The organism is Pseudomonas sp. 6D_7.1_Bac1, assembly GCF_025465945.1.
GTDB lineage: Bacteria > Pseudomonadota > Gammaproteobacteria > Pseudomonadales > Pseudomonadaceae > Aquipseudomonas.
This window is the reverse complement of sequence record NZ_JANLNW010000060.1, coordinates 81,873-101,138: the sequence shown is the minus strand read 5'-3', so window position 1 is coordinate 101,138 and position 19,266 is coordinate 81,873. Positions and strand designations below refer to the sequence as shown.

General features: G+C 61.4%; 22 protein-coding genes. 13 read left to right on the top strand and 9 right to left on the bottom strand.

What is annotated here, in order from left to right; translation table 11 throughout:
- Window positions 1-122: 122 nt before the first annotated feature.
- Entirely contained in the window at window positions 123-731 is a 609-nt protein-coding gene (locus tag NTD87_RS16690) for a DUF2796 domain-containing protein (RefSeq protein ID WP_262115125.1), read from the bottom strand.
- Between the two features lie 133 nt (window positions 732-864).
- Between NTD87_RS16690 and NTD87_RS16685 the strand changes: the two genes are divergently transcribed.
- Window positions 865-1,224, top strand: a complete 360-nt coding sequence (locus NTD87_RS16685; protein ID WP_262115123.1) for a hypothetical protein — start codon at window positions 865-867, stop codon at window positions 1,222-1,224.
- Here NTD87_RS16685 and trxA read toward each other — a convergent pair.
- From trxA to NTD87_RS16670, 3 genes are all read right to left on the bottom strand, one after another.
- Window positions 1,221-2,093: a thioredoxin gene (gene trxA / locus NTD87_RS16680; RefSeq protein ID WP_262115121.1), complete on the bottom strand. Its 873-nt coding sequence runs from the start codon at window positions 2,091-2,093 to the stop codon at window positions 1,221-1,223. The two genes, NTD87_RS16685 and trxA, sit on opposite strands and share 4 nt — an antisense overlap.
- A 246-nt stretch (window positions 2,094-2,339) precedes the next feature.
- Entirely contained in the window at window positions 2,340-2,996 is a 657-nt protein-coding gene (locus tag NTD87_RS16675) for a class I SAM-dependent methyltransferase (RefSeq protein WP_262115120.1), read from the bottom strand.
- Window positions 2,993-3,457, bottom strand: a complete 465-nt coding sequence (locus NTD87_RS16670) for a hypothetical protein (RefSeq protein ID WP_262115119.1) — start codon at window positions 3,455-3,457, stop codon at window positions 2,993-2,995. The genes NTD87_RS16675 and NTD87_RS16670 overlap by 4 nt, the downstream gene beginning before the upstream one ends.
- Before the next feature lie 128 nt (window positions 3,458-3,585).
- Here NTD87_RS16670 and nrdR point away from each other — a divergent pair, with 128 nt between their 5' ends.
- The 12 genes from nrdR (at window position 3,586) to NTD87_RS16610 (ending at window position 12,666) form a co-directional block, all read left to right on the top strand.
- On the top strand, window positions 3,586-4,050 hold the full coding sequence (gene nrdR / locus NTD87_RS16665) for a transcriptional regulator NrdR (RefSeq protein ID WP_025215726.1): 465 nt from the start codon (window positions 3,586-3,588) through the stop codon (window positions 4,048-4,050).
- Window positions 4,047-5,177 carry a bifunctional diaminohydroxyphosphoribosylaminopyrimidine deaminase/5-amino-6-(5-phosphoribosylamino)uracil reductase RibD gene (ribD, locus tag NTD87_RS16660; protein WP_262115117.1) on the top strand — a complete coding sequence of 377 codons (1,131 nt, stop codon included), beginning with the start codon at window positions 4,047-4,049 and terminating at the stop codon, window positions 5,175-5,177. Before nrdR ends, ribD begins: the two co-directional genes overlap by 4 nt.
- A gap of 213 nt (window positions 5,178-5,390) precedes the next feature.
- Window positions 5,391-6,053, top strand: a complete 663-nt coding sequence (locus NTD87_RS16655) for a riboflavin synthase (protein WP_054594247.1) — start codon at window positions 5,391-5,393, stop codon at window positions 6,051-6,053.
- Window positions 6,054-6,084: 31 nt separating this feature from the next.
- On the top strand, window positions 6,085-7,176 hold the full coding sequence (ribBA, locus tag NTD87_RS16650) for a bifunctional 3,4-dihydroxy-2-butanone-4-phosphate synthase/GTP cyclohydrolase II (protein WP_262115116.1): 1,092 nt from the start codon (window positions 6,085-6,087) through the stop codon (window positions 7,174-7,176).
- A gap of 90 nt (window positions 7,177-7,266) precedes the next feature.
- Window positions 7,267-7,743 carry a 6,7-dimethyl-8-ribityllumazine synthase gene (gene ribE, locus NTD87_RS16645; RefSeq protein ID WP_077045597.1) on the top strand — a complete coding sequence of 159 codons (477 nt, stop codon included), beginning with the start codon at window positions 7,267-7,269 and terminating at the stop codon, window positions 7,741-7,743.
- Complete coding sequence (gene nusB, locus NTD87_RS16640) at window positions 7,740-8,240, top strand: transcription antitermination factor NusB (protein WP_262115115.1); 501 nt, start codon at window positions 7,740-7,742, stop codon at window positions 8,238-8,240. The genes ribE and nusB overlap by 4 nt, the downstream gene beginning before the upstream one ends.
- Before the next feature lie 177 nt (window positions 8,241-8,417).
- Complete coding sequence (gene thiL, locus NTD87_RS16635) at window positions 8,418-9,383, top strand: thiamine-phosphate kinase (protein ID WP_262115114.1); 966 nt, start codon at window positions 8,418-8,420, stop codon at window positions 9,381-9,383.
- Window positions 9,380-9,883: a phosphatidylglycerophosphatase A gene (locus tag NTD87_RS16630; RefSeq protein WP_262115113.1), complete on the top strand. Its 504-nt coding sequence runs from the start codon at window positions 9,380-9,382 to the stop codon at window positions 9,881-9,883. The genes thiL and NTD87_RS16630 overlap by 4 nt, the downstream gene beginning before the upstream one ends.
- Window positions 9,884-9,906: 23 nt before the next feature.
- A complete protein-coding gene (locus NTD87_RS16625; protein ID WP_262115112.1) occupies window positions 9,907-10,662 on the top strand; it encodes a substrate-binding periplasmic protein in 756 nt (251 codons plus the stop codon).
- Between the two features lie 173 nt (window positions 10,663-10,835).
- Window positions 10,836-11,453: a GTP cyclohydrolase II gene (ribA, locus tag NTD87_RS16620; protein WP_262115111.1), complete on the top strand. Its 618-nt coding sequence runs from the start codon at window positions 10,836-10,838 to the stop codon at window positions 11,451-11,453.
- Window positions 11,450-11,869, top strand: coding sequence for an MFS transporter (locus NTD87_RS16615; RefSeq protein WP_262115110.1), 420 nt, complete (start codon window positions 11,450-11,452; stop codon window positions 11,867-11,869). Before ribA ends, NTD87_RS16615 begins: the two co-directional genes overlap by 4 nt.
- Window positions 11,869-12,666, top strand: a complete 798-nt coding sequence (locus NTD87_RS16610; protein WP_262115109.1) for a cobalamin-binding protein — start codon at window positions 11,869-11,871, stop codon at window positions 12,664-12,666. The genes NTD87_RS16615 and NTD87_RS16610 overlap by 1 nt, the downstream gene beginning before the upstream one ends.
- A gap of 120 nt (window positions 12,667-12,786) precedes the next feature.
- Here NTD87_RS16610 and NTD87_RS16605 read toward each other — a convergent pair whose 3' ends face one another.
- The 5 genes from NTD87_RS16605 to NTD87_RS16585 form a co-directional block, all read right to left on the bottom strand.
- Window positions 12,787-14,670: a TonB-dependent receptor domain-containing protein gene (locus tag NTD87_RS16605; RefSeq protein WP_262115108.1), complete on the bottom strand. Its 1,884-nt coding sequence runs from the start codon at window positions 14,668-14,670 to the stop codon at window positions 12,787-12,789.
- Window positions 14,671-14,821: 151 nt separating this feature from the next.
- Window positions 14,822-16,720, bottom strand: coding sequence for a 1-deoxy-D-xylulose-5-phosphate synthase (gene dxs, locus NTD87_RS16600; protein WP_262115107.1), 1,899 nt, complete (start codon window positions 16,718-16,720; stop codon window positions 14,822-14,824).
- Window positions 16,721-16,831: 111 nt separating this feature from the next.
- A complete protein-coding gene (gene ispA / locus NTD87_RS16595; RefSeq protein ID WP_262115106.1) occupies window positions 16,832-17,719 on the bottom strand; it encodes a (2E,6E)-farnesyl diphosphate synthase in 888 nt (295 codons plus the stop codon).
- Window positions 17,716-17,958, bottom strand: coding sequence for an exodeoxyribonuclease VII small subunit (locus NTD87_RS16590; RefSeq protein WP_019693836.1), 243 nt, complete (start codon window positions 17,956-17,958; stop codon window positions 17,716-17,718). The genes ispA and NTD87_RS16590 overlap by 4 nt, the downstream gene beginning before the upstream one ends.
- Window positions 17,959-18,047: 89 nt before the next feature.
- The gene (locus NTD87_RS16585; RefSeq protein WP_262115104.1) at window positions 18,048-19,196 is read right to left on the bottom strand and encodes a Fic family protein; all 1,149 of its coding nucleotides are present in this window, start codon (window positions 19,194-19,196) and stop codon (window positions 18,048-18,050) included.
- Window positions 19,197-19,266 lie beyond the last annotated feature (70 nt).

The following is a 19,266-nucleotide window of genomic DNA, read 5'->3' as shown; positions in this document are numbered from 1 at the left end:
TGGGTGTTGATCACCTGTGGGAGCGAGCCTGCTCGCGATGAGGCCATAACATTCAGCATCTATGTTGGCTGTTCGACCGCTATCGCGAGCAGGCTCGCTCCCACAAGGGATCTTCTGTGAATTTAGAACTTGAGCGCCGCAGCCTTCGAGGTCACTTCAACCCCTTGCTGGCCGCTTGGGCTGATGAGTTGTACCTGAATTTTCTGGGTCGCGGGGAAGGTCGTGAACACCTGCGACAAGTCCAGGGTCTTCAGCGCGCCAGGAGCGGCGCAGGTGAATTGGTAATGTGCGTGGATTTCGCTGTGATCGTGGTGATGCTCTTCGGCGGCGGCGCCTTTACCGTCGGTCGCATGGTCGTCATCGTCGTCGTGATCATCGGCGTCCGGGGCATCCGGTTTGTCACCAAACAGCGGGCTCTTCAGTTCTTGCTGGCTGACCACACAGTTGGCCGCTTTTGGCAGGCTGAACAGCACCAGCGGGTTCTCCAGCTGCGCACGGGCGGCGGCGACTTTGGCCTTGTCTGCATCGCTGCTGGCGACGTGCTCGAAGCCCACCAGGTTCATCGCCGGGCTGTCCAATTCCAGTGCCAGGGTCTGACCGTCCAGCGCTGCGTTCAAACGCCCGACGCCATGTTCGTGGGCGCCCAGACTCCCGTGTTCATGAACTTCAGCGGCCTGAGCGATAGCCAGCGGCAACAGGGCAAACGGCAAAGCGAGTAGCAGACGGCGCATGGAGAGTCTCCGGAGAGGAAGATGAAAAGTTTGTTATGTAATCTTATAACAAGCGTGGCGAGAGTTTGACTGCCCGCTTGGCGTTGCGCAAGACGCGTGGGAGCATGTTCGTCATAAACCTGAGGAAACCCCAATGTTGCGCATTCGTGGAAGCATCGGTGACTGGCCGGTGGATTTGACCCTGGAACTGGACGATGGGGATTGGGCGCGGCTCGGCGCGCAGTTGCAGGTAAGCAAATCGGAAAGCAGTGCAGCGGCGGCCGATCCGGTGGTCAGGCCTGTCAATCAGGATGAGGTGCTGTGGCAGCTCGCCAAGGATCTGCTGCGCCAGTCGGGGCAACTGTCAGGGCCGGACTTGCTGGAGCGGCTGGAGGGTTTGACCGGCAACACCGTCGCTGGCAAACGCCTGCTGGTGCGTTTGCGCCATAGCGCCGAGGTCAAGGTAGTGAGCGGCGGAGATACGCCGCTCTACAGCTGGATCGAGCAGGCTTAGTAAAGCGCAGCAAACAACTTGCGGCGGTAAACGGTCACCAGCGGGTGATCGTTGCCCAGCAGTTCGAACACTTGCAGCAGAGTCTTGTGCGGCAAACCTTCGCTGTAACTGCGATTGCGGATGAACAGCTTGAGCAGGGAGTCCAGCGCCGGCTCGTACTGCTGGCGGGCCAGTTGCTGGATCGCCAGTTGGTAGACCGCTTCATCGTCCAGCGGGTTTTGCGCCAGACGGGATTTCAGGTCGGCAACATCCGGCAAGTCAGCAGCCTGACCGAGAAACTTGATCTGCGCCTTGGCGCCCGCCAGTGCAGCTTTGTGTTCATCGCTTTTGACGGCATCGAGCACGACTTGGGCTTCGCCCAGTTCGCCACGTTCGGTCAGGCAGCGGGCGTAGAGGATCAGCGCGCGGGCGTTGGTGTTGTCTTCACCCAGCAGCACTTTCAGTTGGGCTTCAGCGTCAGCGAAACGGCCTTCGTCGAACAGCGCCTGAGCCTGTTCGAACGGGTCGGCGGCGGCCGGCGGTGGCATCTGTACATGCGGCTCCAACAGCGCGCGGACGGCGGATTCGGGCTGTGCTCCGGCAAAACCGTCTACCGGTTGACCGTCCTTGAACAGCACCACGGTCGGCAGGCTGCGAATGCCGAAGCGCGAAACGATGTCTGGCTCGGCGTCGCAATTGACCTTGGCCAGCAGCAATTCGCCCTGATAGCTCTCGGCGATGGTTTGCAGCATCGGCATCAGCGCCTTGCACGGCGCACACCATTCAGCCCAGAAATCCACCAGAACCGGCTTGTGGAACGAGTTTTCGATCACCGACTGGTCGAAATCGGCAGTAGTGGCGTCGAAGATGTACGGCGTGTCTTGACTCATGGGGCATCTCGAAGAAACGTGAATGGGGCAACTATAAGGGGTGGCGGCGATGGGCATAAGTATCTACACAACTTTCTGCTCCAACGCCCGTAGCAGCTGCCGAGCCTGCGAGGCTGCGTTCGAGGACGAAGTCCTCGCAATTCCTGCGTACGCGGTTTGCCTGAAAGAACGCGCTGCCTGATTTTACGACCTCTTCGCGGCCGAACGCAGCCTCGCAGGCTCGGCAGCTGCTACGGGCTGGAGCGATCATGTCCGTTTGGCGTGATAAAGGCTCACATGCCGAAACTCTTCCGGCTCTGCCAAGTCCGGCAGGGTCATCGCCTCCAGCATCTCCAGCCGCTGATACAACGGATGGCGAAAATCCCGCACTCGTGAATCGGCCACCAGCGCCTCACGGCCACGGCTTAAAAACTCATCGAGCAGTGGCAGGTTGGCCCGGTCGTACAGCACGTCGGCCACCAGAATCAGATCAAAGCGATCGGCTTCAGCGAAAAAATCCGTCGAGTAGCTGAGCTCGACATCATTGAGTTCGGCATTGGCCCGGCAGGCCGCAATCGCCAGCGGATCAAGGTCGCAGGCCACCACTTCCAGCGCCCCGGCCTTGACCGCCGCGATCCCTGCCACGCCGGAACCGGCGCCGAAATCCAGCACGAGCTTGCCGGCAACCCACTGCGGATACTCTGCCAGGTAGCGGGCCATCGCCAGGCCGCTGGCCCAGCAAAAACTCCAGTACGGTGGCTCGTGCAGGATGCGCCGGGTTTCTTCCGGGCTGAAGGCGCGGTCCATGTTGTCGCCGTCGATCAGCCAGAGTTTCAGCGCAGTCTCAGGCAGCGGGCAAGGCACAAGCTGCGCATCGCCGAGCAGTTCACTTAACGCGTGTTGCAGGTCAAGCGGTGCATTCATGGCGCTTTGAAAAACTGCAACTGGCCCAGGGCCTGGGTGGTCGGCTCAAAGATGCGTTGCGCCGGCAGGTGCAGGATCAACTGCCCGGACTGGCTGGCGCGACCCCGCAGTTCGACGCGTGCACCGACCGGGAAGGCATCGGGGTTGAACCGCAGGTGGAACGGCAGAATCTTGTTGTTACCGATCAGGTTGGCGCTGGCGAGCAATTGCTGCGGCCGGGAGCGCTCGTCGATCACCAGCAGTGCCAGTTCAACCTCGGCGCCGGCCGGTACGCCCTGCAAGGTGCCACTCAATTCCCGTTGATACGTCGGCAGCGGTCCGAGGTCGGCCGAGGCCTGGGCTTTCTTCTGGGCCATCTCGGGCGCAGGGCCTGGGGTGGGTGCCGCCGGTTTCAGCGCATGACTGCTACACGCGACCAACAGGCCGACGAGACTGAGTAAAACAAGCGGTCGTAGCGGCATTTGCGGCTCCAGCAAGGTGAAATCCATGGATCATGCAGTGTAGCCCGTCTATATACCGTAAACCCTATGGCTTGTCTTGCCAGTGGGATGCGCTACCATGGCCCTCCCTTTTTTTGTTGCCTGCCACCATGCACTGTCCCTTCTGCGGTGCCAACGACACCAAGGTCATCGACTCGCGTCTGGTCGCCGAGGGCGAACAGGTGCGCCGCCGGCGCGAATGCCTGGCCTGCGGCGAACGTTTCACCACGTTCGAAACCGCCGAACTGGTGTTGCCGCGCCTGATCAAAACCGACGGCAGCCGTCAGCCGTTCGACGAAGAAAAACTTCGCGCCGGCATGCAGCGCGCCCTGGAAAAACGCCCGGTGAGCGTCGAGCGCCTGGAAGCGGCGCTGGTGCACATCAAGCACAAGCTGCGGGCGACCGGTGAGCGCGAGGTCAAATCGCTGGTGGTCGGTGAACTGGTGATGGCCGAGCTGCAAAAGCTCGATGAAGTCGCCTACATTCGTTTCGCTTCGGTGTATCGCCGCTTCCAGGACCTCAACGAGTTCCGTGAAGAGATCGATCGCCTGGCCCGTGAGCCGGTCAAACCATGACGATATCTTCAGAGCAAGCGATTCTCGACGCCCATTACATGGCGCGTGCGCTGGAACTGGCGCGCAAAGGTCACTACACCACCCATCCCAACCCTCGGGTGGGCTGCGTGATTGTGCGTGACGGGCAGATTGTCGGCGAAGGCTGGCACGTGCGCACCGGCGAACCCCATGCCGAAGTCCACGCCCTGCGCGCCGCCGGTGAAAACGCCCGGGGCGCCACCGCCTACGTGACCCTCGAACCATGCAGCCATCACGGCCGCACGCCGCCGTGCGCCGATGCACTGGTGAATGCTGGTCTGGCGCGAGTTGTTGCGGCGATGCAGGACCCGAACCCGGAAGTCGCCGGTCGTGGTCTGCAGCGTCTGGAGCAGGCCGGCATCGAGACCTGCAGTGGTGTGCTCGAAGGCGAGGCGCGCAAGCTCAATGAAGGTTTTCTCAAGCGCATGGAACACGGCTTGCCGTTCGTGCGGGTGAAGTTGGCGATGAGCCTCGACGGCCGTACTGCCATGGCCAGCGGCGAAAGCCAATGGATCACCGGCCCCGCCGCCCGCTCGGCGGTGCAGCGTCTGCGGGCCCAGGCCAGCGTCGTGTTGACCGGTGCCGACACGGTGCTGGCCGATGACGCGCGCTTGACCGTGCGTGCTGACGAGTTGGGTCTGGATGCCGAGCAAACCGCGCAGGTGTTGAGCCGTCCGCCGCTTCGCGTGCTGATCGACGGCCGCCTGCGGGTGCCGCTCGACGCGCCATTCTTCAAGGCCGGGCCGGCACTGGTCGCCACCTGCGTCGCGGTGGAAGAGCAATACGCCAACGGCCCCGAGTGCCTGATCGTGCCGGGCGACGATGGCCAGGTCGACCTGCGCAAGCTGTTGCTCGAACTCGCTGCCCGTGGTGTCAACGAAGTGCTGGTGGAAGCCGGCCCGCGTTTGGCCGGGGCGTTTGCTCAGCAAGGGCTGGTGGACGAGTTCCAGATCTTCATCGCGGGTAAGTTCCTGGGCTCCACGGCCCGCCCGTTGCTCGACTGGCCACTCGCGCAAATGAAGGATGCGCCGGAGCTCAAAATCACAGAAATTCGTGCGGTGGGCGATGACTGGCGAGTCACCGCCATCCCTATACCCCAGCCAGTGTGAGAACTACTGCACGCTGGGCGCCTTCGGCGCTACGCAGGCAATACTGCGTTAAAAACAGGCTCGGAATGCTCATTTACAACCCGTAAACTCCGCTTCCTCGCCTGTTTTTGCCTTGTCTTGCCTTCGCTCGTTACGTTCTCACACAGGCTGATCGGCGAGCGTATAATTCCCGGCCATCGCAACAGCGCTGGCCCTGTTCTCGAGGAGGACTCCATGTTTACCGGCATCATCGAATCCATCGGCAGCATCCGTGCATTGACCCCCAAGGGTGGTGATGTGCGGGTTCACGTAGAAACCGGCAAGCTCGACCTGAGCGACGTCAAACTCGGCGACAGCATCGCGGTCAACGGCGTGTGCCTGACCGCAGTCGAGTTGCCTGGCAACGGCTTTGCGGCGGACGTCAGTCGTGAAACCCTCGACTGCACCGCGATGAACGACCTCAAAAGCGGTAGCCCGGTCAATCTGGAGAAAGCCCTGACTCCGACAACCCGCCTGGGTGGACACCTGGTCAGCGGTCATGTCGACGGTGTCGGCGAAGTGGTTGCCCGTACCGAGAATGCCCGCGCTGTGGAGTTCCGCATCCGTGCACCGAAAGACCTGGCCAAGTACATTGCCCATAAAGGCTCGATCACCGTCGACGGCACCAGCCTGACGGTGAATGCGGTCGATGGCGCCGAGTTCTTGCTGACGATCATTCCGCACACCCTGAGCGAAACCATCATGGCGTCTTACCAGCCAGGTCGCCGGGTGAACCTCGAAGTGGACTTGCTGGCCCGTTACCTGGAGCGTCTGTTGCTGGGTGATAAGGCCGCAGAATCCTCGAAGGGCAACATTACCGAAAGCTTTCTGGCCGAGAACGGCTACCTCAATTCCTGAAACTCAATTTTTGAAAGAAGGGGGGTGCCGCGTGGCGCTCAATAGCATCGAAGAACTGGTTGAAGACATCCGCCAAGGCAAGATGGTCATCCTCATGGATGACGAAGACCGCGAGAACGAAGGCGACCTGATCATGGCCGCCGAGTGCTGCCAGCCTGAACACATCAACTTCATGGCCAAGCACGCCCGTGGCCTGATCTGCATGCCGATGAGTCGCGAGCGCTGCGAACTGCTCAAGCTGCCCTTGATGGCGCCGCGTAACGGTTCCGGTTTTGGCACCAAGTTCACCGTGTCCATCGAAGCGGCCACCGGCGTCACCACCGGCATCTCCGCCGCTGACCGTGCGCGTACCGTGCAAGCTGCCGCCGCCAAAGATGCCAAGGCAGAAGACATCGTCAGCCCCGGCCATATCTTCCCGTTGATGGCCCAGGCCGGCGGTACCCTGGCCCGTGCCGGCCACACCGAAGCCGCTTGCGACCTGGCGCGCATGGCCGGTTTCGAGCCGAGCGGGGTGATCTGCGAAGTGATGAACGACGACGGCACCATGTCCCGTCGCGCCGAGCTGGAAACCTTTGCCGCCGAACACAACATCAAGATCGGCACCATCGCCGACCTGATTCACTACCGGATGATCCACGAACGTACCGTTCAGCGGATTGCCGAGCAGCCACTGGACAGCGAACTGGGCCAGTTCAACCTGGTGACCTACCGTGATTCGGTAGAAGGTGACGTGCACATGGCACTGACCCTGGGCACCATTTGCGCCGAAGAACCGACCCTGGTTCGCGTGCACAACATGGACCCGCTGCGCGACCTGTTGATGGTCAAGCAGCCAGGCCGCTGGAGTCTGCGCGCCGCCATGGCCGCGGTGGCCGAGGCCGGCAGTGGCGTGGTGCTGTTGCTCGGTCACCCGCTCGACGGCGACGTGTTGCTGGCGCATATCCGCGAAACCGCCGACCACGCGCCGGCGAAAAAACCGACCACCTACAGCATCGTCGGTGCCGGTTCGCAGATCCTGCGTGACCTGGGCGTACGCAAAATGCGCCTGATGAGTGCGCCAATGAAATTTAATGCGATATCCGGTTTCGACCTGGAAGTTGTAGAATACGTGCCCTCCGAATAAAGACCGGCTGTTTTTGTCTTGAATTCGCGGTTCAAATATCACTGAGGGGCGCGTACTGAACGCGTCCCGGCTCTTTAAGAGATTTGTCGAATGACCCTGAAGACCATCGAAGGTACCTTCATCGCCCCCAAAGGCCGCTACGCTTTGGTTGTTGGCCGCTTCAACAGCTTCGTTGTCGAAAGCCTGGTAAGCGGTGCTGTTGACGCCCTGGTTCGCCATGGCGTGAGCGAAAGCGACATCACCCTCATCCGTGCCCCTGGCGCCTTCGAAATCCCGCTGGTTGCGCAGAAAGTCGCTCAGAAGGGCGAGTTCGCGGCAATCATCGCGCTGGGCGCGGTCATTCGTGGCGGTACTCCGCACTTCGAATACGTGGCTGGCGAGTGCACCAAGGGCCTGGCCCAAGTGTCCATGGAGTTTGGCGTACCGGTCGCTTTCGGCGTCCTGACCGTCGACTCGATCGAACAAGCCATCGAACGTTCCGGCACCAAGGCCGGTAACAAAGGTGCTGAAGCTGCCTTGTCCGCTCTGGAAATGGTCAGCCTGCTGGCGCAGTTGGAGGCCAAGTGATTAGCGACGAAAGCGATCGTTTCAACCCGCGCGATCCAAAGCCTGCGGATGCTGGCAAGCCGTCGAAAAGCGTCAAGCGTCGCGAAGCCCGTCAGCTTGCGACCCAGGCGCTGTATCAATGGCACATGGCCAAGCAATCGCTGAACGAGATCGAAGCGCAGTTCCGGGTCGATAACGATTTCAGCGATGTCGATGCAGCCTACTTCCGTGAAATCCTCCACGGGGTTCCGGCGAACAAGACTGAAATCGACACCGCACTCAAGCCATGCCTGGACATCGAAATCGAAGAGCTGGACCCGGTTGAACTGGCGGTTCTGCGCCTGTCCACCTGGGAACTGCTCAAGCGTGTCGACGTGCCTTACCGCGTGGTGATCAACGAAGGCATCGAGCTGGCTAAAGTCTTCGGTTCCACCGACGGCCACAAGTTCGTCAACGGTGTACTCGACAAACTGGCCCCGCGCCTGCGTGAAGCTGAAGTGAAGGCGTTCAAGCGCTGATTCGCGCTTGTAGCAGTGTCCTGTCTCGCCGATACGTTCCTTTTTTGGGGAGTGGCTGTTGTTGCCAGACAAGGCGCCGCGACAAGTCATAGCCCGCTATGGCGAGGAGCGGCAACGCAGTCTGGCGACAACAGACGCCGCCAAAAAAAGAACAGTATTGGTGAGACAGGATACCCAATGGGCGAGTTTGAGCTGATCCGCAATTACTTTGCCGCTGCGCCTTGTGCGCAGGCAGGCGAAGGCGTTGCGCTGGGGATTGGCGACGACTGCGCCTTGCTCGCTGTTCCCGCAGGGGAGCAGCTGGCAATTTCCACCGACACGCTCGTGGCCGGTGTGCATTTCGCAGACCCCTGCGACCCGTTTCTGCTCGGTCAGCGCGCGCTGGCTGTAGCGGTCAGCGACCTGGCTGCCATGGGCGCCACCCCGATTGCCTTTACCCTTGCCCTGACCTTGCCGACGGTAACCGCCGATTGGCTGGACGCCTTCGCCCGTGGTTTGAACGCCATGGCGCAAAGCTGCGGTGTTCGGCTGGTGGGCGGCGACACCACACGCGGCCCGCTAAGTCTGACCATGACCGTGTTCGGCCGGGTCCCGGCAGGCAAGGCGTTGACCCGCAGTGGTGCGCAACCCGGCGACCTGCTGTGTGTGGGCGGGGAGTTGGGTAATGCGGCCGGTGCGTTGTCGTTGGTGCTGGGTGAGCGCGTTGCGCCAGCCGAAGTGGCCGGGCCGTTGTTGGCGCATTATTGGTCACCACAGCCGCAGCTGGATTTGGGAGTGGCGTTGCGCGGCAAGGCCACCTCGGCACTGGATATTTCCGACGGTTTGCTCGCCGATTGCGGGCATATCGCCAAGGCGTCAGCTGTCGGCTTGCTGATCGAAAGCGAAAAGCTGCCGCTGTCCACCGCACTGGTGAGCTTTCTCGGTGAAAATGCGGCCCGCGCAGTGGCCTTGAGTGGCGGCGACGATTACGTGTTGGCCTTCACTTTGCCGCCCGCGCAATTGCCGGCATTGCTCGCCGACGGTTGGCCGATCCACGCTATCGGCCAGGTCGTGGCCGGGCAGGGCGTGACGCTACTGGACGCCAACGGGCAGGACATCACCCCGCACGCCCGGGGTTATCAACATTTTCGGGAGACCCCGTGACAGATCATCCCAAACAGATCCCGACAGAACGCGTGCAGCCATCGGTCTGGAGCAATCCCTGGCATTTCCTGGCCTTCGGCTTCGGCTCGGGCACCCTGCCTAAAGCGCCGGGCACCTGGGGCTCGTTGGTTGCGCTACCCTTTATCCCGTTGTGGCAGATGTTGCCCGACTGGGGTTACTGGCTGATGCTCGGCATCACCCTACTGTTCGGCTTCTGGCTGTGCGGCAAGGTCGCCGACGATCTGCGGGTACACGACCACGAAGGCATCGTCTGGGACGAGATGGTCGGGATGTGGATCACCCTGTGGCTGGTGCCGGCAGGCTGGTACTGGTTGTTGGCGGGGTTCCTGCTGTTCCGCTTCTTCGACATTCTCAAGCCCTGGCCGATTCGCTGGATCGACCGGCATGTGCACGGCGGTGTCGGGATCATGCTCGATGACGTGCTGGCGGGCGTGTTTGCCTGGTTGGCGCTGCAGGGGCTGGTCCGGTATTTCGCCTGATAGGCAGATTGAGGGGCTGGGGAATGGCGGGTCGCTGGTTGTGGGTTCTGGTTTTTGCTGTGTTCTGTTCGCTCGCCCGTGCGGCGGATGTGCCGGCGACACCTGCCGTGATTCATCTGGCCAGCGAGGACTGGGAAGACTACACCGCCGCCGATGGTCATGGCCTGGCCTGGGATATTTTGCGCGCAGTGTACGAACCGGCCGGGGTGAAACTGGATTTTCGCACCGTGCCTTACACCCGTTCGGTGGGGCTGGTGCAGCGGCGTGAGGTGGATGCGCTGGTTGGCGTCTATCGCGATGAAGTCGGTCAGGTGTTGTACCCCCACTGGAATTTCGATACCGATCATATTTATGCCCTGGGCCTTGCGAGCGACCCGGCTCCGACGCTGAAGAACCTGGGCAGGTACCGACTGGTCTGGGTCCGTGGCTATAGCTACGAGCGTTACCTGCCGAACATCCATCGCTATAACCAGATCGAGCGCCGCACCGGGATCCTGCCGATGCTCAAGCAAGCTCGGGCGGATTTCTACATCGACGCGCTGACGGAAATCAATGCGGTGCTCGCAGCGGCTGAGGATCCGTCCCAGTACCGGCTAACTCACTTGGCCGAACTGCCGCTGTTCCTGGGTTTCGCCGATACACCACAGGCCCGCACTTTGATGGCGTTGTACGACAAGCGCATGGAGTTGCTGGTGAAAAACGGCCAGTTGAAACCAATCTTCGAGCACTGGAAACAACCTTACCCGTTTGATGAAGTCACCAAGCCGGCACGACAGTGATCGAACTTTTTGATCGTTATGGCCGATAATTCAGCCTAAGTGTCTGTCGGGACCTGCTGTTACAATGCCGCAATCTCCAGTACATACAGATCAGGAGTACACAGGTGCCTGTAGCCTGCTGTTACAATTCTGCCTCTGCAAATCACCAGTACCTACAGATCAGGAGCACACCGGTGCCTGTCGTTTTTGTCGCCGCTTCCAAGCTGCCCACGCCTTTTGCGCAATTCACCATGCATGGCTTTCTCGATGAGGCCACTGGCCGCGAGCACGTCGTACTGAGCCTGGGTGATGTCGCCGACGGTGCCCCGGTACTCGGCCGGTTGCACTCCGAATGCCTGACCGGCGATGCCTTGTTCAGCCAGCGTTGCGACTGCGGCTCGCAACTCGAGGCGGCGTTGCAGGCGATCGCTCGCGAAGGTCGTGGCGTGTTGCTTTACCTGCGTCAGGAAGGCCGTGGCATTGGCTTGCTGAACAAGATCCGCGCGTATGAGTTGCAGGATGGCGGCGCCGACACCGTTGAAGCCAACGAGCGTCTGGGCTTTGCCGCCGACCAGCGCGACTACGCCATGTGCCTGCCGATGCTTGAGCACCTGGGTGTGAAATCCCTGCGCCTGATGACCAACAACCCACGCAAGGTCAAAGCCTTGACCGAAATGGGCATCGTGGTCGCCGAACGCGTGCCGCTGCACACCGGCCACAATCCGCACAACAAACTCTACCTGGCGACCAAGGCCAGCAAGCTCGACCACATGATGGGCAACGAGCATCAGGGCGAGGCAGATCGGGCGTGACCCGCGGTCAGGTCCGGCGGCGACTGTCCGTCAACTGGTGGCAATACTTTGCCCTGGCCTTGCTTCCGCTGTTCGTGATCAACGGTGTATTCGGCCAAAGCGAGGCGATTTTGCCCATGCTGGCGATGCCGTTTTTCATTGCGGGTGTCGCTTCGATGTTTGTCAGCCTGCGATTTTTCGGCGGCTACAAACACGCCCTGATCGCTACCCAGAAAGCCCTCGACACCCCGGAAGAACCTGCTGCCTGGGTGGCCCTGGCGGCTAAACGCCGTACGGCATTCCTCGCCGCTGCATTGCCAGCCTGGATCGGCGCGCTGGCGGTGTTTGTCGGTCTGGAAGCGGTGCCGTTGGTGCTGTTGGCGCTGTCGACCGTGGTGCTGTTCTACCTCTACCGTATTCCGCGTCAACTCGGCTGATGCGTAGTTGGCTGGCGGTTCTGCTGTTGGCCATCAGTGGCTCGGCGGCAGCAGTGGAGCGGGTGGTCAGCCTCGCCCCGTCACTTTCGGAAATCGTCGTTGAGCTGGGCTCGGCCGACCTGTTGGTGGGTGTGCTCGATGCTGGCGAGCGTCCAGCCGAACTCGAATCTGTCCCTTCCGTTGGCCGTTACGGTCAGCTGGACATGGAGCGCCTGCTGAGCCTTAAACCGGATTTGCTCTTGCTCTGGCCCGGCAGCGTCGGTCCCGCGCAGCGTGAGCAACTGAGCCGGCTGGGCATTCCGACCTTTGTCGCCGACCCCCATGACCTCGAACAACTGATCCACCAAATCGAAGCGATAGCCAAACAGCTCGGCCGGCCCGAGCGCGGGCGTACACTGGCGGCTGATCTGCGCAAGCAGCTCGACGATTTACGCCAGCGCTATCAACGAACGGAAGCGCTTCGGGTGTTTTATCAGGTCTGGGATCAGCCGCTGTACACCGTGGGCGGTGGGCAGATCATCAGCGATGCGCTTGAGGTGTGCGGTGCGCACAACGTGTTTGCCGACATGAGCTTGCCGGCGCCACAGGTCAGCGTGGAATCGGTGCTTTCGCGTAATCCCCAGGTGATCCTCGCCAGCAGCCAGGTGCAGCTCGACGCCTGGAAAGCCTGGCCGCAGGTGACGGCAGTCGCTCAAGGGCAATTGCTGTTGGTGACGGACAAAGGCCTGGAGCGGCCGAGTGGGCAGATGATCGAAGCGACGGCCAAGTTGTGCCGGTTGATCGCGCCCACCCGGTGAGACCGAGGTGCGGCCATCGCGAGCAGGCTCGCTCCCACAGGAGATCTATGGGCGACATAGATCCAGTGTGGGAGCGAGCCTGCTCGCGATGAGGTCAGTCCAAACACCGCCAATCTCAGGTTAGATCTGAGGCATCCAGGTCACCCCAAACATCAACGCCCGACCTTCTTCGCGATACCCGTACTGGCTACCCTCATGCTCGTAGAGCGCGCGGCTGTAATCCTTGTTCAGCAGGTTATCGACTTTCATCTCCAGCGTGATCTCATGATTCACTGCCCAACTGCTGCGTAACCCGAGCAGGGCATAACCACCCAGCGGTTGACGGTTGTCCTTGTCGTCATAGCTGCTACTGACCGCCTGCCAGCTGGCGCCCAGACCAAGCCGATCAAACTGACGATCCAGATCCAGACTCAAGGTTCGTCGTGCACGGCGGGCCAGGGTGTGGCCGCTGTCGCGATCCCGTGGGTCGATGATTGCAACGCCGAGGTTGCTCTGCCAGCCGAACAATTCCTGCTTGAGTGCTGCTTCGAAACCGTTGATCCGCGCTGATGCGATGTTCTCCGGACGCGAATGGCTGCCAAGAATGATCGCGCCTTCAAGGTCGGTGCGGTACAGCGAGGCTTCCAGGCGACTGGTTTCGGTCAGTTGACTGCGCCACTGCACCTCATAGCTTTTCGATGTTTCGGGTTTCAGGCTCGGGTTGCTGAAGTCCGGGTAGTAGAGATCGTTGAAAGTCGGCGCGCGGAAACCTTCGCTGTAGCTCAGCAACACGTCGTTGTCCGGGTTCAACGGCAGGGTGAAGGTGCCGCTCCAGCTGTTCTGACTGCCAAACTGCTGATTCTGATCGTGGCGCAGGCCCAGTTCGGTGGAGAAGCGTTCAGCCTGGAAACGATGCTGGATAAACGCCGCACGGTTCCAGCGGCTGTCTTCGTCGAACGGCGTGCTGCTGTTGACCCGGTCCTCGTACCAATCACCGCCCAGGATCAGGCTGTTCTGCTGGTTCAGCGTCAGGTCGTTTTGCCAATTCAGCGAGTTGCGGTAGGTGTTGAACACGCTGTGATCGTCGCTGAGCTTGTCGAAGGTTTCTTCGCGGTTTTCGCTGTGGCCCAGCTCCACGCGAGACTTCCACACATCGTTGATGCGTGTGTCGACATAACTGCTGACACTGCTCACGGTGAAGTCGTTGAAGGGCTTTTGCTGGACACTGGTGCCGGTGTTCATGTCGTAGCGACCGAACGGGTTGTCGAACTCGTTTTTGCCACGGTTATCGAGGATGTTCAGACCGGCTTCGATATCGTCATTGAGGGCATGGCTCAGGCTCAGGCTGACGGACTTGTTGCGATAGGCATCGTGGTCGGCATCGCTTGGATACGACTCGTGAGTACGATTGATCCCGGCGGTGTCATCGAGGCTGGCGCCGAGGTTGAAGCGGGTTTGCGCGTCACCCCCGGACAAGCCCAGGCTGCGCTCCCAAGTCTGGTTGCTGCCAAAGCCGATGTGCAAGCGCGGTTGCAGGCCCACCTCGGTGCCGCGGCGGGTAAAGATCTGAATCACCCCGCCAATCGCATCACTGCCATAGATCACCGAGCGCGAACCGCGCAGCACTTCCACGCGCTCGATCTGCTGGATGTTCAGGTGTTGCAGGTTGCTGTCGCCGGACGTCGAGTTGCCAATGCGCTGACCGTCCACCAGCACCAGACTTTGTGCCGAATTTGTGCCGCGGATGTAAATCCCCGGCAGGCTGCCACGGCCGCCGCTTTGCGAGACTTGTACGCCCGGCACCCGGCGCAGCAGGTCCGTCACGCTGCTCGGTTGCAGGCGGTCGATGTCTTCACGGGTGAACACGGTGTTGGCGGCGCTGCTGTCGTTGCGCGCTTCGACCTGGCGGTTGGCGCTGATCAGCACGTCAGGCAGTTTCAGGGCTTGTTCGCGTTTGAAGGTGTCAGCCAAAAGCTGTCCGGCAGGCAAAAGGGCCAACGCCAGGGCGAGGCGGGGGAGTTTCATCGGGGCAATCCTTGGCGTATCGAATTTGACGCTAACAACTGTGGGAGCGAGCCTGCTCGCGATTACGGTGTGTCAGTCAACATCAGAGTCGACTGTCAGTCCGCTATCGCGAGCAGGCTCGCTCCCACAGGGGGTTGTGCAGGTTTGAGGTTTAGAGGCCCAGCAGCTGCAAGCGCTGACGTACGGCTTCTTCGATACCCGCTTCGTCCAGACCGCATTCAGCGAGCATTTGCGCCGGTTTGGCGTGCTCGACGTAAACGTCCGGCAGGCCCAGGTGCAGCACGGGCTTGAGCAGGTTTTCGCGGGCGAGGAACTCGCTGACGGCGCCACCGGCACCGCCCATGATGGCGTTTTCTTCGATGGTCACCAGCAGCGCGTGGCTGCCAGCGATCTCGCGTACCAGCGCTTCATCCAGCGGCTTGACGAAGCGCATGTCGACCACGGTCGCGTCGAGCTTCTCGGCAACTTTCAGTGCTTCGGCCAGTTGCACGCCGAATACCAACAGGGCGACGGTGCTGCCCTGACGACGAATCACGCCTTTGCCGATTTCAATCGGTTCGAGGTTTTTCTCGATGGTCGCGTTCGGGCCGGTGCCACGCGGGTAACGCACTGCCGCCGGACCGTTGTACAGGTGACCGGTGGTGAGCATTTTGCGCAGTTCGTTTTCGTCGCTAGGGGTCATCACCACCATGCCGGGGATGCACCGCAGGAACGACAGGTCGAAACTGCCGGCGTGCGTCGGGCCGTCTTCGCCCACCAGACCTGCACGGTCGATGGCGAACAGCACATCAAGGTTCTGCACCGCCACATCGTGAACAAGCTGGTCATAGCCGCGCTGCAGGAACGTCGAATAGATCGCCACCACCGGTTTGGCGCCTTCGCAGGCCATGCCGGCCGCAAGGGTAACCGCGTGTTGCTCGGCAATCGCTACGTCGAAATAGCGCAGCGGGAACCGTTCGCTGAAGGCCACCAGGTCGGAGCCTTCTTTCATCGCCGGGGTGATGCCGACCAGACGCGGGTCAGCGGCGGCCATGTCACACAGCCATTCGCCAAACACGCCGGAGTACTTCGGCCCACCGGCTTTTTTCGGCGCGGCGGCCGGGGCATCCAGTGGTTCGAGCTTGGTGATCGCGTGGTAACCGATCGGGTCGACTTCCGCCGGGGCGAAGCCTTTGCCTTTCTTGGTCACGACGTGCAGGAACTGCGGGCCCTTGAGGTCACGCATGTTACGCAGGGTGGCGATCAGGGTAGGCAGGTCGTGGCCGTCGATCGGGCCGATGTAGTTCCAGCCCAGCTCTTCGAACAGGGTGCCGGGCACCAGCATGCCTTTGGCGTATTCTTCGGTACGACGGGCGATTTCCCAGGCGCCGGGCAGGCGCGAGAGGACCTTTTTGCTGCCTTCACGCATGCTCGCGTACGTGCGGCTGGAAAGGATCTTCGCCAGGTAATTCGACAACCCGCCCACGTTGCGCGAGATCGACATGTCGTTGTCGTTGAGGATCACCAGCATGTTGGCGTCGACTTCCGGCGCGTGGTTCAGCGCTTCGAACGCCATGCCCGCGGTCAGTGCGCCGTCGCCGATCACCGCGATCGCCTTGCGATCACTGCCTTGCAGGCGGGCGGCAATCGCCATGCCCAGCGCTGCGCTGATCGAGGTGCTGGAGTGGCCGACGCCAAAGGTGTCGTACTCGCTCTCGGAACGACGCGGGAAGGCCGCAAGGCCGTCCTTCTGGCGCAGGGTACTCATGCGCTCGCGGCGACCGGTGAGGATCTTGTGCGGATACGCCTGATGACCTACGTCCCACACCAGCCGGTCGTCCGGGGTGTCGAACACGTAATGCAACGCGATAGTCAGCTCGATGACACCCAGGCCGGCACCGAAATGCCCGCCGGTCTGACCGACCGTGTAGAGCAATTCCAGGCGCAACTCATTCGCCAGGGTTTCCAGCTCGGCTTCGCCTAACCGGCGCAGGCCGTCCGGCGTGTTGGCACGGTCGAGCAGGGGCGTGGTCGGGCGCTTGCGGGGAATCTCATGAAACGTCGTGGGCATCAGGCGAATCGTTATAGGTATAAAAGATGCGGCAGTTTACCTGATGCATCGCACGCTGCCCACGCAGAGCTCGGAACTTGGCCGAAATGCGGTGGAACAGCGGGCGCCTGATCAGCTGCGGCGTTCGACGATATAGCGCGCCAGATCACGCAGCGGCTCGGCCGACGCGTCAAACGGTCGCAGTGCATGCAGGGCCTGATCGCGCAGTTCCAGGGCATAGGCCTTGGCCGCGTCGAGGCCAAGCAGCGCCGGGTAAGTCGGTTTGTCCCGGGCAATATCGGCGCCCTGGCGCTTGCCGAGGGTTTCGGTATCGCTCTCGACGTCGAGAATGTCGTCCTGCACCTGAAACGCGAGGCCGATGGCCTGTGCATACGTCTGCAAGGATTTGAGTTCGTCTTTCTCGGCGCGGCCACTGGCCAGGGCGCCGAGCTTGACGCTGGCTTCGATCAGCGCGCCGGTCTTGTGCCGGTGCATGTATTCGAGGGCTTTCTGATCAAGCTTCAAACCGACGGAGCCCAGGTCGATGGCCTGACCGCCGACCATACCGGCCGGGCCTGCCGCCAACGCCAGGGCGCTGACCATTTGCAGGCGAATCTCGGCGTCGGCTGAATTCAGGCGCGGGTCGAGCAGGGCGCTGAAGGCCAGGCTTTGCAGGCCGTCACCGGCGAGAATCGCGCAGGCTTCATCGAATTTTTTGTGCGTGGTTGGTTGGCCGCGACGCAGATCGTCGTCGTCCATCGCCGGCAAATCGTCGTGCACCAGCGAGTACGCATGGATCAACTCCACCGCACAGGCCGCGCCGTTGGCTTGCTCCGCGTCACCGCCCAGCGCTTCGCAAGCGGCATAGGCCAGCAACGGACGCACGCGTTTGCCGCCATTCATCACGCTGTAGCGCATCGCTTCATATAGGCGTGCGAGTTCAGGGCTCGGCGCGTTGAACAGGGTTTCGAGTGCCGCGTTGACCCGGGCCTGACTGGTGGCCGAATACGCCGCGATCATTCTGGCTGTTCCGCGTCAAAAGGAGCCTCGGTCAGCTCGCCATCACGCTCAAGCAGCACCTGAACCTTCTGCTCGGCCTGCGCCAGCGCAGCCTGGCAATCACGGGTCAGACCGATGCCTTGCTCGAAAGCCGTCAACGAGTCTTCCAGCGACAGCTCGCCGTTCTCCAGACGCTCGACCAGCGTTTGCAGGTCAGCGAGGGATTGTTCGAAATCCAGTGCAGCTTTTTTGCGGGCCATGGCGGCGATTTCCGGTAGACGTTAAACCGGCGCGACACTAGCAGATAGGGGGGGTTGGGGCAAATGGAGGGGGGCCTGTTCCCGTCGGGTCAAGCCCCGGCGCTGTCCGAATAATTGACCTGATATCGGGTGCTGCGACCAGCTCCGGGCAGACGGACCAGACAGCCCTTGTCCAGTAAGTCGGCCAGATGGCGTGTGGCAGTGGCCTTGGAGACTTTTGCCACCGCTTGATACTGGGCGGCGCTGATCCCGTTCTCAAAGCCGTTCTCGCCGCCATCGAGCAGTCGATTGAGCACTTTGACTTGTTCTGAAGACAGCGGTTGTTCTCGATGCTGCTGCCAGAAACGCGCCTTGCCGAGCCCCCGGCCGATACGTGCCATTGCCTGTTGCAGGCTCTTCAACAGCGTTTGCAGAAACCACTCCAGCCACTCGGTGAGATCGAGCGTGGCTTTCTGAGAGGTTTCCAGCACCCTGTAATAACCGGAGCGGTCGTCCAGGATACTGGCGGACATGGCGTAGAAACGGATGGCCTGGTTCTCGCCTTGAGCGAGCGCCAAGTCAGTGAGGGCACGGGTCAAACGCCCGTTGCCGTCGTCGAACGGGTGGAGAGTCACAAACCAGAAGTGCGCGATACCTGCACGCAGCAAGGGATCGAGTTGTGTTTCGGCACGGCTGGTTTCGAACCAATCGAGAAAGGCATCCAACTGCGGCTCCAAGCCATCCCGCGCAGGGGCCTCGAAATGAACGGTCGGCTTATCCAGGCGGCCAGAAACCACCTGCATCGGCTCATCTCCACGCAAAGCGCCGACACGGATATTTCGTGCACTGAAGTCTTCTTCCTGAGCAGGAAACAACCATTCATGCCAGCGCAGAAGGCGTGCAAGGTTCAGCGGCTCAGCGAAATGCTGAGTGGCGTCCAGCATCAATTCTGCCAACCCTTCACTGCGCTTACTCACGCGACTGTCGCCAACCTCTTCCAGGCCCAGACGTCGGGCCAGCGAAGAACGGACCGAACCCACATTAAGCTGCTCGCCCTCAATGGCGGATGAGGTCACGATGTTCTGCAGCAGCGAATCCAGCTCACTTTGAGCGGTGAGCGCTCCCCCCGCCGAGCTGGACATTCCCAGCAGACGACCTTGCGCCTGGACACACTCACGCAATAGCGGCGACAAGCGCTCGGACTGCCAGTGAAAGTGCGGCCAATCGGGCTGTTGCCAGATCCAGCGAGGGTGGGACATAGGGTCGTACTCATGGGCGTGAGCCGAATAAGAGGGTTATTCGGCTCATTTGGTGAGCCGATTGTGTGGC